Source organism: Spirosoma sp. 209, assembly GCF_002006735.1.
GTDB classification, from domain to species: Bacteria; Bacteroidota; Bacteroidia; order Cytophagales; family Spirosomataceae; genus Spirosoma; species Spirosoma sordidisoli.
This window is the reverse complement of record NZ_MVEC01000006.1, coordinates 94,694-108,170: the sequence shown is the minus strand read 5'-3', so window position 1 is coordinate 108,170 and position 13,477 is coordinate 94,694. Positions and strand designations below refer to the sequence as shown.

The 13,477-nt window shown below is 58.1% G+C and carries 11 protein-coding genes; 10 read left to right on the top strand and 1 reads right to left on the bottom strand.

The genetic code is table 11. The annotated features are described in order from the left end of the window. Window positions 1-22 precede the first annotated feature (22 nt). Window positions 23-799: an outer membrane beta-barrel protein gene (locus B1C80_RS11530; RefSeq protein WP_077921249.1), complete on the bottom strand. Its 777-nt coding sequence runs from the start codon at window positions 797-799 to the stop codon at window positions 23-25. 227 nt (window positions 800-1,026) lie between these two features. On the opposite strand from B1C80_RS11530, the gene lysM reads away from it, so the two are divergent. The 10 genes from lysM to B1C80_RS11480 all read left to right on the top strand — a co-directional run bounded on the left by lysM (window position 1,027) and on the right by B1C80_RS11480 (window position 13,468). Beyond that, window positions 1,027-1,500, top strand: a complete 474-nt coding sequence (gene lysM / locus B1C80_RS11525; protein WP_077921248.1) for a peptidoglycan-binding protein LysM — start codon at window positions 1,027-1,029, stop codon at window positions 1,498-1,500. Between the two features lie 143 nt (window positions 1,501-1,643). Then, window positions 1,644-2,552, top strand: coding sequence for a DUF937 domain-containing protein (locus tag B1C80_RS11520; protein WP_077921247.1), 909 nt, complete (start codon window positions 1,644-1,646; stop codon window positions 2,550-2,552). 24 nt (window positions 2,553-2,576) lie between these two features. Further along, window positions 2,577-2,870: a hypothetical protein gene (locus tag B1C80_RS11515; protein WP_077921246.1), complete on the top strand. Its 294-nt coding sequence runs from the start codon at window positions 2,577-2,579 to the stop codon at window positions 2,868-2,870. A gap of 117 nt (window positions 2,871-2,987) precedes the next feature. Further along, on the top strand, window positions 2,988-3,872 hold the full coding sequence (locus B1C80_RS11510; protein ID WP_077921245.1) for a trypsin-like peptidase domain-containing protein: 885 nt from the start codon (window positions 2,988-2,990) through the stop codon (window positions 3,870-3,872). A gap of 66 nt (window positions 3,873-3,938) precedes the next feature. After that, entirely contained in the window at window positions 3,939-4,781 is an 843-nt protein-coding gene (locus B1C80_RS11505; protein ID WP_077921244.1) for an endonuclease/exonuclease/phosphatase family protein, read from the top strand. Between the two features lie 73 nt (window positions 4,782-4,854). Beyond that, window positions 4,855-5,940, top strand: a complete 1,086-nt coding sequence (locus B1C80_RS11500) for a M20 family metallo-hydrolase (RefSeq protein ID WP_077921243.1) — start codon at window positions 4,855-4,857, stop codon at window positions 5,938-5,940. Window positions 5,941-6,014: 74 nt separating this feature from the next. After that, window positions 6,015-7,961 (top strand): glycoside hydrolase family 88 protein, encoded by a 1,947-nt coding sequence (locus tag B1C80_RS11495; protein ID WP_369822691.1) that lies wholly within the window; start codon window positions 6,015-6,017, stop codon window positions 7,959-7,961. Window positions 7,962-8,157: 196 nt separating this feature from the next. Then, window positions 8,158-8,808: an RNA polymerase sigma-70 factor gene (locus B1C80_RS11490; RefSeq protein ID WP_077921241.1), complete on the top strand. Its 651-nt coding sequence runs from the start codon at window positions 8,158-8,160 to the stop codon at window positions 8,806-8,808. 43 nt (window positions 8,809-8,851) lie between these two features. Continuing rightward, window positions 8,852-9,874, top strand: coding sequence for a FecR family protein (locus tag B1C80_RS11485; protein WP_077921240.1), 1,023 nt, complete (start codon window positions 8,852-8,854; stop codon window positions 9,872-9,874). A gap of 30 nt (window positions 9,875-9,904) precedes the next feature. Further along, entirely contained in the window at window positions 9,905-13,468 is a 3,564-nt protein-coding gene (locus tag B1C80_RS11480; RefSeq protein ID WP_077921239.1) for a TonB-dependent receptor, read from the top strand. Window positions 13,469-13,477: the final 9 nt, after the last annotated feature.

Here is a 13,477-nt window from a genome sequence, read left to right as displayed (position 1 = left end):
CGCGTGGACAGGCCTGTTTTGATTAAAATAGCCGCAGGCCGAGGCTTAGGGTCGCTATGCCCAGGTATCCTTTGATATTCTTGTCTTTATACACACCGCCAACCGGCAGGGCATAGCGCGCGTCTACGTCGAGTCGGTTGAGAAACGTATAGCCTACGCCGACCTCTGCCGCATAGGTAAACGATTTCACCTCCAGCGCGCGCTCCGAGGGGTTCTGCGGATTCGGATTTTTCAGGTCAGAAGTTGTTTCCGGTGCGTTGAACGTTAAGCCCGCTATGGTGGCCGTTGTGCTTCGTTTGGCTTCGGCTTTGCGGGTAAACAACAGGTTGGGGCCTACAAACGCCCGTATTTTTCCGTCGCTCCACCGTTTCCCGAACAGGATAGGTATGTTGAACGACTCCAGGGTCGATGTGGAGGTTATGTTGACCGTAGCGGGGGTCTGAGCCGGTACCGCCGGCGGCAGCGAGAGCCCCGATAACACAGCGGCCAGCCCGGCCGGAATCGTCAGGTTTGCTTTTTGCTTCAACATAAACTGGTTGTAATCGACCTCGACCTGGATGTAAAACCGGTCAAAATTCTGACGGCCCCAGATCCCGAACGAATAGCCGGTACCAATCCCGTTGCTTTTGTTGTCGAGTTGCGGAATAGCTACGTTAGCCGACAGCGGAATGGAGGGTATGGTCGTGTACCCATGCGTAAAGGTGGGGCCACCTTTTATCCCGCCTTCCAGTTTTTGCTGGCCCATAGCCAGGGTAGAGCCGATTAATAAAACCAGGGCAGTGAGTTGAACTTGCTTCATTGTGCGTTTACCGAAATGGGTTCTCTAATAGATGATAATATATTGGGTGTAAAACGATGATAGAACCCGATCAGGCGCCTGAAGTTTGCCTATAAGGTATAAATACTAGTATTATTTCGGGGGTATAAACTGAAACAAACATAAAACCAGCGGGTTGTTTGAATGATAAAGGTTCACTTACTTGCCAGCCGTTAAGTGTACATGTTTCATTAAACAACTACTAACTCATGGGTCTCTTATCATTTTTCAAGGGTGTTGGGGAAAAGATTTTTCACAAGGAGCAGGTAGCTGCCCCGGCCGATCCGGCACAGGCCGAAAAGGTTGAGCCACTACGGGCGCAGGCCCTGCTTGACCACGTCAAACAGCTGGGACTGGCCTATAACGCCCTTACCGTGAAGACCAAAGGCGATACGGTTATCCTGAGCGGTTCGGTGAAGTCGCAGGAGGATGCGGAGAAAATTGCGCTGGCCGTTGGTAACGTAGAAGGCGTATCGGCCGTTGACAACCAGCTGGACGTTGCCGAGCCAACACCGGCCGGTACGTTCTACACGGTGAAATCGGGCGACAGCCTGTCTAAAATCGCCAAGGAAGTCTACGGCGATGCCACGAAATATGGGATCATCTTCGAGGCTAACAAGCCTATGCTGAAAGATCCTGACCTGATCTATCCGGATCAGGTGCTGCGGATTCCGCAACTGTAAGCCTGATACAGGCAAAAGTCCGACGTTTCGGTAGGCGTGTAGGGTTGGCCGGCTGGCTGTGACCGTACACGCCTGCCGAAACGTTGTCATAAACATTACCCCCAATGGGCCGGTTTATCCGTTGTCAACCAACGTTATGAAACATGGCCGTTCATTTATTAGCGCTTCTCAACGAGCAGTTCACACCCGGTGTTATCGACCGGCTCGGTGCTGAACTGAACGAGTCGCCAGCCACCATACACAAAGCCGTTACCGGCGCACTGCCCACGCTGCTGGGCGGACTGACCCGGCGGGTACAGTCGACCGGCGGATCGTCGTCCATCCTTAGCTTTCTGGATAAGGGCGATTACGGCAAAACTCCTTTCGACGTCAGCCAGGCGCTCGACACTGAAGCCGAAACCCAGGCGGTTGCCGGGGCGGGAAACGGGTTTCTACAACAGATCTTCGACGATAAATTAGCCCGTTCTACGGAGTTACTGAGTGCCTACAGTGGGGCGAAACCGCAGTCGGTCAGCACCGTGCTGGGGCTCTCCGGCGCGGTACTAATGGGTGTCCTGGGCCGGCAGGAGCAGGAAAATGGCCTGACGGCCCACAGCCTGCAAACCCTGCTGCTGGGTCAGGCCAGCGAGTTCCGCAAAGCCATGCCCGACGGACTCGATGCGGTATCCAGCCTGCTCGGATTCGAGGAGTTACAAACCCCCGCCGGACCGCAAACCGAGGTGCAGGGAGCCGATAACTTCAGCGGCACCATTGTCAATCCCAACATTCCGAAAAGTGCGGAAGGCGATCGTCGGCGCGAAAACGTCCGGTGGTTGCGCTGGGCTATGGTCGCCATGGCTATTCTGGTCATTGCGCTCATTGTTCAGAAATTCAGCCAGAACCAGAACAGTGCCGACGGCATCAGTACCGATTCAACCGCGCAGGTCGAGTCAGACCGGTCCGAGGATGCGTCGGCGGCTACGCGACAGAGTATTCAGGATGCCAATGGGCAAACCGCTGATTCAACGGCCCCGGGTGCGCTCGGTATCCGCGATTCGACCATAAATAAGTAATAATTACTCAACAACCGAAAAGCAATGACAAACAACCTGAATCAACTGACCCGGCGATTTCTGCTGGTGGGCCTGCTGGCCGGTGCCAGCCTGAGCCTATGGAACTGCTCCGGCAGCAATAAGGAAACCAGCACCGAAAGCAGTACTGAAACTATGACGACAGATACGGCTTCCGGCTCGGACAGTTCCGTATTTGGTCGGCAGGGCGATACCCTTAATTCATCGGATCCGGGCGTTTCGCAGCAGGCGCCCCCCGATAGCGCCAGCGCCGGCGGGGCCGTAGTGCCTGCCGGAGTGAACGTAAAAGCGAAGCAGTAAGCAGGCCGGTCAGGTCGCTGAGTCGGCGGGTATTTAGTAACTTGCCCCCTGATTCGTTCGTCCGTATCGTCGTTGGAGAACGAATTGACCAACTCACCGACCTGACCGCCTGATTGTATGTTTGTTGACGCTATTGACCGCGTTGATCCGTTTACCCGCCCGCTGCATTCGATTGTGCGCCTGTATGGGCATGATGAAGTGATTCCGGGAACTGCCACCCTTTTTTTTGTGAACGAATACGGCTGTGCCATTACCTGTAAGCACGTCGCCGAGCTGGTTGCCAAAGCCGATACCATCTACCACAACTACCTGAACTTTCAGGGTGAGCGACGGTCGGTACTCCGCGAACGGGATGCGGCCCAGCGCATCAGCCAGCTCGAAGAAAAATTCAAATTACAGTCCGACACCATTATCCGGGTGCGCAACAGCTTCGTGGGATGCGTCGATCTGTTTTCCGAAGTGACCATCGAGATGCACCCGACGCAGGATCTGGCCCTGTTGCGGTTCAAGGGCTATAATCGACTGCTTTATCAATCCCACGCCACCTTCCTGCAAGACACCAGTCGGGTGAAACCTGGCCGCAGTTTATGCCGTCTGGGCTACCCGTTTCCAGAGTTTACCAACTACCGCTACAACGCCGGCAGTGACGATATCGAATGGACCGCCGAAGGAAAGGTTACGTCGCCCCGTTTTCCGATCGACGGGATCGTTACCCGCCTGCTGAGCGACAGCTCCGGTATTGTGGGGATTGAAATGAGTACCCCCGGCCTGCGCGGGCAAAGCGGGGGACCGCTCTTCGACACGAACGGGCTGATCTACGGGATGCAGTCGGCCACGCGGCACCTGCACCTGGGTTTCGACATCGAAGACCGCGAAGTTATGGTCAACGGCCGCCGGAGCCGCGTTTCCAATTATCCCTTTCTGAACGTGGGTCAGTGTGTGCACGTCGACGTTATCAAGGCGTTTCTGCGCGAGCGGGGCGTGCCGTTCTACGAGGCCTGACCAGTCGATCCGTTTCTGGTTATAAATGCTGTATCTCTTTCTTTTGTCAACGTTACTCTTTCTGTCATGCGTGTACTGATTCTGTCGTTTCTGCTTTCTGCCCTGCTCCCGGCCAGCCTGTTGGCCCAGAAAATGGACCCCATCCGCGTAGCTACCTACAATATTCGATACGACACCCCTAAAGATGGTCCCAACGCCTGGCCCAATCGCAGAGAAAACGTGAAGGGCCTGATTCGTTACCATGAGTTCGACATTATGGGCACGCAGGAGGGCTTGCTGAATCAGCTGAACGACCTGAGCCAGATGCCCGGGTTTGCCCGCATCGGTAAAGGCCGTGACGATGGCAAAGAAGGCGGAGAACATTCGGCTATCTTTTACCGGAAAGACCGCTTTTCTGTGCTGCAATCGGGCGATTTCTGGCTGAGCGAAACGCCGGATAAACCCTCGCTCGGCTGGGATGCTACCTGCTGCAACCGCATCTGCTCGTGGGCTAAACTCAGGGATCAGCGAAGCCGAAAAGAATTTTATGTGTTCAACGTCCATTTCGATCACCAGGGGGTCGAGGCCCGCCGGCAGTCGGGGAAGCTCCTGGTTCAGAAAATCAGCGAGATCGCCAAAAACGCCCCCGTCATCTGTACGGGCGATTTCAACTCGACTCCCGATACGGAGCAGATCCGGACCATGCAAACCCGGCTGAACGACGCCTACCGGGTAACGGCTACCCCACCTTACGGGCCGGTCGGTACGTTCAACGCCTTTGCCTTCGACGCGCCCATGAAAGACCGGATCGATTATATCTTCGTCAGTAAAGACATCGATGTGCTCAGCTATGCCGTTCTGACCGACGCCAATCAGCAGCGGTACCCGTCCGATCATCAGCCCGTTGTCATCAAGGCGGTTATCCGGTAAGGCGCTGGCTGGCCCGATATCGCCCGCTTTTCGGGGCTTTGGTCGTATCTTTGGGCCGTAAACGACCACGCATATGAACGTTCTCTCAGATACGACTCCGCTGCAAACCACCCTCACAGCCGACGCTCTCGCGCTGCTGAAACGCCTGATTGCTACCCCTTCGTTCAGTCGGGAGGAGCAGCAGACGGCTGCGCTGATCGAAGCCTTTTTTCGGGAAAAGCAGATCCCGTACGAGCGGCTGGAGAATAACATCTGGGCCAAAAACCGGTTCTTCGACCCGGCCAAACCAACGGTGCTGCTCAACTCACACCACGATACGGTGAAGCCCAACCCGTCCTGGACGCTCGACCCGTTTACGCCCGTCGAGCGCGACGATAAGCTGTTCGGGCTGGGAAGCAACGATGCCGGTGGTTGTCTGGTATCGCTGATAGCCGCGTTCGTCTACTTTTACGACCGGCCCGACCTGAGCCATAACGTCGTAATGGCGGCCAGCGCCGAAGAAGAGATTTCGGGGCGCAACGGGCTGGAGCTGCTGCTGCCGCACCTGCCACCGATCAGCTTCGCCATAGTGGGCGAGCCGACCGAGATGCAGCTGGCTATTGCCGAAAAAGGCCTGCTTGTGCTCGACTGTACCGCCCATGGCGTCAGCGGTCACGCGGCCCGGAACGAAGGGGAGAACGCCATCTACAAAGCCATACAGGACATCAACTGGCTCACAACCTACCAGTTTCCGAAAGAGTCGCCAACGCTGGGGCCCATCAAACTGTCGGTGACGATTATCCAGGCCGGAAGCCAGCATAACGTAGTGCCCGATGTCTGTACGTTTACGGTCGATGTGCGCGTTACGGAGCAGTATACCCTCGAGGAAGTCATCGATACCATCCGCACAAATATTCGGTCGGAGGTGAAGCCGCGCTCGATTCGGCTCAAACCGTCGAGCATCCCGGCCGATCATCCCATCGTGCGGGCCGGGCTGGCGCTGGGTCGACATACCTACGGCTCGCCCACCACGTCGGATCAGGCGGTGCTGAACTGCCCTTCGCTGAAGTGCGGCCCCGGCCATTCGGGACGGTCGCACTCGGCCGATGAGTTTATCTACCTGCGGGAAATCAGCGAAGGGGTAGATGGCTACATCCGTATGCTGGAACAGGTGCTGTAACCCCGGCCGCTCGGGCTGCATTAGGTAAGAATAGAGGGGGTAGACGCTTTTGAGGATACATACCCCCGAAACCAATGCCCGTTCGTCTACCCGTTTACCTGACCTGTTTATTGCTTATACCTGGCTGCTATGGGCTTATGGCCCAGCCCAAACCGATGTCTGAGCGCATGGCCGAAACGGTCATGACCCTCCATCGCGATTCCATCGTTACCAAAGAAGGCAACCCCGCCCGCTGGGATTACGAACAGGGACTCGTGCTGAAAGCCCTCGAACGGGTCTGGCAACGCACCGGCGACGGTCGCTATTATGCCTATATCCTGCGCGACATGAACCGGTTCATCAGTGCCGATGGCCGCATCCGTACGTTCCGGATGGACGAGTACAATCTCGACAATATTACCCCCGGCCGGACCCTGCTCACGCTGGCGCAGCAGACCGAAGCGGGTCGCGAGAAGTTTCGGCGGGCGGCCGATACCCTCCGTGCCCAGCTGACCCGCCAGCCGCGCACCCAGGCGCGGGGCTTCTGGCACAAACAGCGGTACCCGAACCAAATGTGGCTCGACGGTCTGTACATGGCCGAACCTTTTTACGCGGAGTACAGCGCCCTCTACCGGCAACCCGAGAACTTCGACGATATTGCCCTGCAGTTCGCGCTGATCGAGAAGAATCTGCTCGACCCCAAAACCGGTTTGCTGTATCACGGCTACGACGAGAGTCGCCAGCAGAAATGGGCCAATCCCAAAACCGGGGTATCGCCCAACTTCTGGGGGCGGTCAATCGGCTGGTATGCCATGGCGCTGGTCGATGTTCTCGATTATTTTCCGTCGAATCACCCGCGCCGGGCCGACCTCGTAGGCTACCTGCAGCGGCTGATGCCCATCGTGGTGCGGTATCAGGACAAAGCCACGGGCTGCTGGTATCAGATACCCGATCAGGCCAGCCGCAAGGGTAACTATCCCGAAGCGTCGGCGTCGTGCATGTTTGTTTACGCCCTGGCCAAAGGCGTGCGGATGGGCTACCTGCCTGCCACCCTGCTCGATAACGCCCGGCGTGGCTATGCCGGGATCCTGAAAACCTTTGTCGAGACCGGCACCAACGGACTGCCGCATCTGAACGGAACGGTAAGCGTAGGCGGACTGGGTGGTAATCCATACCGCGATGGCAGCTACGAATATTACCTGAGCGAACCTATTAAAAAGAACGATCTCAAAGGCGTTGGGCCCTTTATTATGGCCAGTGTCGAAATGGAAATAGCCGATGAGCCGGCGGTTGGCCGGGGACGTAACGTGGGACTGGACTACTATTTTAACCACGAATTCCGAAAGAGCGATGCCGGTCCCGGAGCGCCCGAGCGCGAACCGTTTCATTATACCTGGGAAGATCGTATGCATTCGGGCTTCTGGCTCTGGGGCAATACCTTCCGTGAACTGGGTGCTAAAACGGTTGCCGTACCCGTGGTGCCCACGGCCCAGAGCCTCAAAAACGTCGATGTGTACATCATCGTTGATCCTGACACACCCAAAGAAACGGCTGCTCCCCGCTATATTCAGCCGACCGACAGCAAGGCTGTTGAAGACTGGGTGCGGGCGGGTGGGGTCCTGGTGCTGATGGCCAACGACACCGCCAACTGCGAGATTCCTCATTTTAACGAACTGGCTAGCCGCTTCGGCGTTCGCTTCGGCAGCGAGCTGGTAAATCCGGTGCAGGGGACCCAATGGGAGGGGGGCAAACTGACTATCCCGGCCGGCGGTCCTATATTCAGCACCACGCGGACCATTTACATCAAAGAACTGTCGCCCCTGACGTTGACCCGCCCGGCCCAGTCCGCCCTGACCGACGCGAAAGGCCGGGTCATCATGGCGACAGCGAAAGTAGGAAAAGGTACCGTATTCGTGGTGGGCGATCCGTGGCTGTATAACGAATACACCGATGGTCGGCGCATTCCAAACGAGTACCAGAATTTTCGGGCTGGTAAAGAGCTGGCAACCTGGCTGCTGAAACAATGTCCGTCCCGTAAATGAGCCGTTCGGTACAAGCCGGGTCCCGGACTTTTTGGATAAGGAGTCGTCCTGGTCGGCACGAAACCACTGAGCGTCAATCAGGATGAGTTGCCCCGCTTTTTAGTAAAAATTAGAGAAAATATTTCATTGAAACGATAAGGTACGCTAAGGGTAAGGCAGCTGATTGGTGTCATTCTGGTACTTGACTTACTACTCTATGACCGGACTCGACGAACAAACAGGACCGGACCCGGCCCGTTCACCCCAGTCCGCCGGGCCAGCGAATGGGCCGGTACCCGTGCGGGACAACGAATATTTTGTTCGGCTCGCCTTTGCCGAATCGCCCCAACAGGGCTTCGAAGCCCTATTTCGGTTGTATTATCAGGCTCTGTGCAGCCATGCGCTGCGGTTCGTCTACACCCGCGAAGTGGCCGAAGATATTGTGGGCGAGGTATTTTATCAGCTCTGGAAAACGGGTAGTTACGCATCCGTTCAGCATACCTATCGCACCTATCTCTACGCGGCCGTTCGCCACCGCGCCCACAACTACCTCCGCGACGAGCTGACTGGCACCCGAACCCCCGCTTCGCTCGACGCGCTCGACGACACCGGCCAGACCGAAACCCCCCAGACGCTGATCGAGTATGACGAAACCTTTCAGCGGGTCGAGCAGGTGATTCATGCGCTGCCGCCCCAGTGTCAGCGGGTGTTTCTGATGAGCCGGTTCGAGAACCGGAAAAATCAGGAAATCGCCGATGAACTGGGCCTGGCCCTTAAAACGGTAGAGGCTCATATGGCCCGGGCCTTGCAGCAGCTCCGGCGCGTATTTCTGTCGGCGGGCCTGCTCCTGGCAGCCTGGCTCTACTAAGGGTAAACGCCGGGTTGCGTGTCCAATCAAGAAAGGCTCATGTATGGAAGACATCATAACTAAAGAGGTGCTGTTCGATTACTTTTCGGGTCGGGTCAGTCCACTCCAGAAAAAATCGGTAGAGACCTGGCTGGCCGAAGCCGGTAACCGCGAGCAGTACTACCAATGGCTGCACGAATGGGAGCTGAAACACCTGCAGGCGGGTACCGACTGGCAGCCCGCCTTTGAACAGCTGGCCCGGCGGGTTAGCCTGGTCACCTCCGCGACCCCGGTCAATACCCCCGCCGGGTCGAACCCCGTCTGGCAGCGGATGAGTCGTGGTTTGGGTCGGGTATGGGCCGTAGCGGCTTCCGTCTGCGTAGTTGTCGGGCTCAGCGGCTGGCTGCTGCGCGACCAGCTCCTGTACCGGACAGAGCAGACCGGCTTCGGCGAAATCAAGACCCTGACCTTGCCCGACGGCTCGGTCGTGACCCTGAACGCTAATTCGTCGCTGCGGTTTCCGAGAGTAACTTTCGGGCCGAGCCTTTTCGGCGCTGGCCCGCGCACGGTCGAGCTCACCGGAGAGGCTGACTTTGCGGTCCGGCACCTGCCCGATCACCAGCGGTTTATGGTACAGACGCCCAAAGGCCTGGTTGTAACGGTGCTGGGTACGCAGTTTACCGTTCTCAGCCGCGAGCGGAGTACGCGCGTGGTGCTGCACTCGGGTCGGGTGGCGCTCAGTCTCCGGCAGCAGCAAGACCGCCCCTCGCTGACGATGCGCCCCGGCGATCTGGCCACCCTCGGCCCAACCGGTCGGCTGGCTATTGCGCCCGTCCGGCATCCGGAAGCGCTGGCTTCCTGGAAACGACACCGATTCACGTTTGAGCAGACCTCCCTGCGCGAGATCGCCGATATACTGCACGAAAACTACGGCCTCACCGTCACCATCAAAGACGCGCAGCTGGCCAGCCGAACCGTGTCGGGCTCGTTTCCGGCGCGCGATGCCAATGAGGTGCTGGCGCTGGTGGCTGAGCTGCTCCAGATCAACTACATCCGCGATAATGACCGCGTTCTGTTCACTGATTAATTGCCTGTTATCTACTAAATCCTGTACTACATGATGGCTATACGTTTATCATCGGTCGGCCTGGTCGGAATGCTGCTGTTCAGCGGCTATCCCGGACTGGCCCAGTTTATGGCAACGGCCCGGTCGCTGCCCAGAGCAACCTACCAGCTGGCTCCTCCGCAGACCATTCAGCTGCGCGACGTGCTGAACCAGCTGAAGGTGCGCTACCAGGTCGATATCCTGTTCGAAGACCGGCTCGTCAGCGACCAGCGCATACTGCCCGGCGTTATCGACCCCGGCGCATCGCTGGAGCGGAATCTGACCAACGTGCTGCGGCCGCAGGGGCTTCGCTATAAAAAGGTGAAAACCGGCGTGTACCTGGTGCTGGCCGAGACCAAAGCCCGCAAAGTATCGGAAGCGAGTGAGATAACGACCCTGCCGACCACGGCGCTGGCCAGCGGGCAGCGGCTGGAAACGGAGCCGTCGGCACCGCTGACGAATACGCTACAGCGGACCGCCGTGGCCGACCAGACCATCAGCGGTCGGGTAACCGACGGGGCTACCGGCGCGGGTTTGCCCGGGGTTAGCGTGGTCGTGAAAGGAACCAGCCGGGGCACCACCACCGATGGCGAAGGCAATTACCGGGTCAACGCGCCCGATGGTGCCGTTACGCTGGTGCTCTCGTTTATTGGCTACGTTACCCAGGAGGTCGCTGTGGGCAACCGCAGCACCGTCAACGTGACTATGGCCGTCGACGATAAAACCCTGAGCGAAATTGTGGTGGTGGGCTACGGTACCCAGAACCGGCGCGAGCTGACGGGGTCGATCGCGTCCATCAACACCCAGACCATCCGCGACCAGCCCGTCACGAACGTGGTTGAAGGGCTGACGGGTCGGCTGCCGGGCGTACTCGTACAGCAGAATACGGGCGCGCCGGGTAATGCGCCGTCCATAAAAGTACGCGGGCTGGGTTCCATCAGCGCGGGTAACGGGCCACTGGTCGTTATCGACGGCCAGCCGATCAACTCGGGTACCCAGACCAATGCGGGTGGGCTGAACCTCCTCAACCCGAACGATATCGAGAAAATCGACGTGCTGAAAGATGCGTCGGCTACGGCCATTTTCGGATCGCGGGGTGCTAATGGTGTCGTACTCGTCACCACCAAGCGCGGCAAGTCGGGCCAGCCCCGCATCAATGTCGATTATTACACGGGCGTTCAGGAGGTGAGCAAGAAGGTAGAGCTACTCAACGCGCAGCAATTTGCCGAGTATTCGAAAGAAGCCTCGAATACGGCCTACCTGGAACGGGTGCCGGGGGCATCGATCAACGACCCCAACAGCCAGCGGGCCTCCGGCCAGCGGTACCGGTACCCGCGGGGCGAGATTGCCGGCTATAACTTCGACAACCCGGCCAGTCTGACGTATTACGATTACCAGGACCTGATTTTCCGGCGTGCGCCCATCAGCAACTACCAGGTGTCGGCCTCGGGCGGAACCGACCGGGTGCAGTACTTCGTGTCGGGCAACTACCTGACACAGCAGGGCATCATTCGCGGGTCGGACCTGAACCGGTATACCGTCCGGTCGAACATCGATGCGCAGCTGTCGTCGAAGCTGAAAGTAGGGCTGAGTTTCAGCCCGTCGTATACGCTCGAAAACCGGGTCAACTCCGACGGGCACTGGGCCAACAACGGGGTCATCAACGCGGCTCTGTCGGCCATGCCCATTCTGCCGATCTACCAGGCCGACGGCGTCACCTACAACTCGCAGGCGTCTATCGCAGCGCCGTACGACTATCCCGGCATAACGAACCCCGTGGCCAATATCACCGAGCGCGACGACAAAGCCAATACGCTCCGGCTGCTGGGTAACGCCTACGCCGAACTGAGCATCTGGAAATCGCTGCGCTACCGCGGCACCATTGGGGGCGATGTGTCGTCGTTCCGCCAGAACCAGTTCCAGACGTCGGCCATTCCGCTCAATCAGCTTCTGCCCCCCAACGCCAACAACGGTACATCGTTCACCTCGCAGAATATCAACTGGGTAACCAACCACACGCTGAACTACACCCTCGACATCGGGACCAAACACCATGCCGAAGCCCTCATCGGTATGGAAGCCCAGCGGAACGATTACGAAGAAAACCGCGTAACGGCCAATAATTTCCCCAACGACGCCGTCCGCACCATCAACGCGGGGGTGATTACGGGTGGGCTTTCCTTCCGCGATCAGTGGACGATGGCATCGTACTTCGCCCGCTTCAACTACGCGTTACTGGACCGGTACCTGTTCAACGTGTCGATCCGGCGCGACGGCTCCTCGCGGTTTGGGGCCAACAACCGGTATGGTACGTTCCCATCGGCGTCGGTGGGCTGGCGCGTAACCGAAGAGCCGTTCATGAAAAGCATACCGGTCATCTCGGAACTCAAACTGCGGGCCAGCTACGGCCTGTCGGGCAACAATGCGTTCCTGGGCCCCGACGGTCGTCCCAACAACTACCCGGCCATCGGGGTGCTGACCAAAGACAACTACGTATTCAACAACGTCCTGGTCAATGGCCTGGCTACCAGTACAATAGGTAACGAAAGTCTGACCTGGGAGAAGAGCCGGCAAACGGACATCGGGGCCGACATCGGCCTGTTCCAGAACCGTTTGTTTCTGACGGTCGATTATTACAAACGCATCACGACCGATCTGCTGCTGTCGGTACAGGTGCCGTCGCTGACGGGCTTTACCTCGGCGGTGCGGAACATTGGTAAAGTGGAGAACAAGGGCATGGAGTTCAGCCTGTCGAGCCGCAACCTGACCGGCGCCTTTACCTGGACAACCGATCTGAACTTCTCGTTTAACCGCAACAAAGTGCTGGCCCTCGGACCCACGGGCGATCCCGTCCGGAGTGGCTCGGGCATCGGCGAAACCAACATCTCGGTCATTGGCGAGCCGCTGGGCAGTTTCTACGGCTACCGGCAGCTGGGCGTATTCCGGGATCAGGCGGATCTGGACAGTTACCCGCGCTTTGCCGACAGCCGCCCCGGTGATGTCAAGTACGAAGACGTGAACAAAGACGGCCGTATCAACGCCGACGACCGCACGCTGATCGGGAATAACCAGCCCGACTTCGTATACGGTTTCACCAACAGTTTCTCGTTCAAGGGACTCGATCTGGGTATTGTGGTGCAGGGGGTACAGGGGGGCGAAATCCTGAACCTGTCGCGCCGGTTTTTCGAGAATCTCGAAGGAAACGCCAACCAGCTCACCACGGTGCTGAACCGCTGGCGGTCGCCCCAGAACCCGGGCGATGGGGTAACGCCCCGCGCCAACAGCCGGTCTACGGGCAACAACAACCAGGTGTCTACCCGCTGGATCGAAAGCGCCAGTTACCTCCGCATCCGGAATATCACGCTGGGCTACAACCTGCCCAAAACGCTGGCCAACCGGTTTAAGATGCAGACGCTACGCGTTTATGTTGGTGCGCAGAATGTGCTGACCGTCAGCAAATACCTGGGCTACAACCCCGAAGTGAGCGGCTACGAAGGGCCGTTGACGGGGGGCGTCGATTACGGTTCATACCCGCTGGCGCGGACCTATACCGCGGGCATCAATCTGGGCTTTTAACGCTTGACT

Coding starts and splice junctions, on each gene's coding strand:
- B1C80_RS11515 (WP_077921246.1), top strand. CDS start 2,577: ATGACAAACAACCTGAATCAACTGACCCGGCGATTTCTGCTGGTGGGC.
- B1C80_RS11510 (WP_077921245.1), top strand. CDS start 2,988: ATGTTTGTTGACGCTATTGACCGCGTTGATCCGTTTACCCGCCCGCTG.
- B1C80_RS11500 (WP_077921243.1), top strand. CDS start 4,855: ATGAACGTTCTCTCAGATACGACTCCGCTGCAAACCACCCTCACAGCC.
- B1C80_RS11520 (WP_077921247.1), top strand. CDS start 1,644: ATGGCCGTTCATTTATTAGCGCTTCTCAACGAGCAGTTCACACCCGGT.
- B1C80_RS11495 (WP_369822691.1), top strand. CDS start 6,015: ATGCCCGTTCGTCTACCCGTTTACCTGACCTGTTTATTGCTTATACCT.
- B1C80_RS11490 (WP_077921241.1), top strand. CDS start 8,158: ATGACCGGACTCGACGAACAAACAGGACCGGACCCGGCCCGTTCACCC.
- lysM (WP_077921248.1), top strand. CDS start 1,027: ATGGGTCTCTTATCATTTTTCAAGGGTGTTGGGGAAAAGATTTTTCAC.
- B1C80_RS11480 (WP_077921239.1), top strand. CDS start 9,905: ATGATGGCTATACGTTTATCATCGGTCGGCCTGGTCGGAATGCTGCTG.
- B1C80_RS11530 (WP_077921249.1), bottom strand. CDS start 799: ATGAAGCAAGTTCAACTCACTGCCCTGGTTTTATTAATCGGCTCTACC.
- B1C80_RS11485 (WP_077921240.1), top strand. CDS start 8,852: ATGGAAGACATCATAACTAAAGAGGTGCTGTTCGATTACTTTTCGGGT.
- B1C80_RS11505 (WP_077921244.1), top strand. CDS start 3,939: ATGCGTGTACTGATTCTGTCGTTTCTGCTTTCTGCCCTGCTCCCGGCC.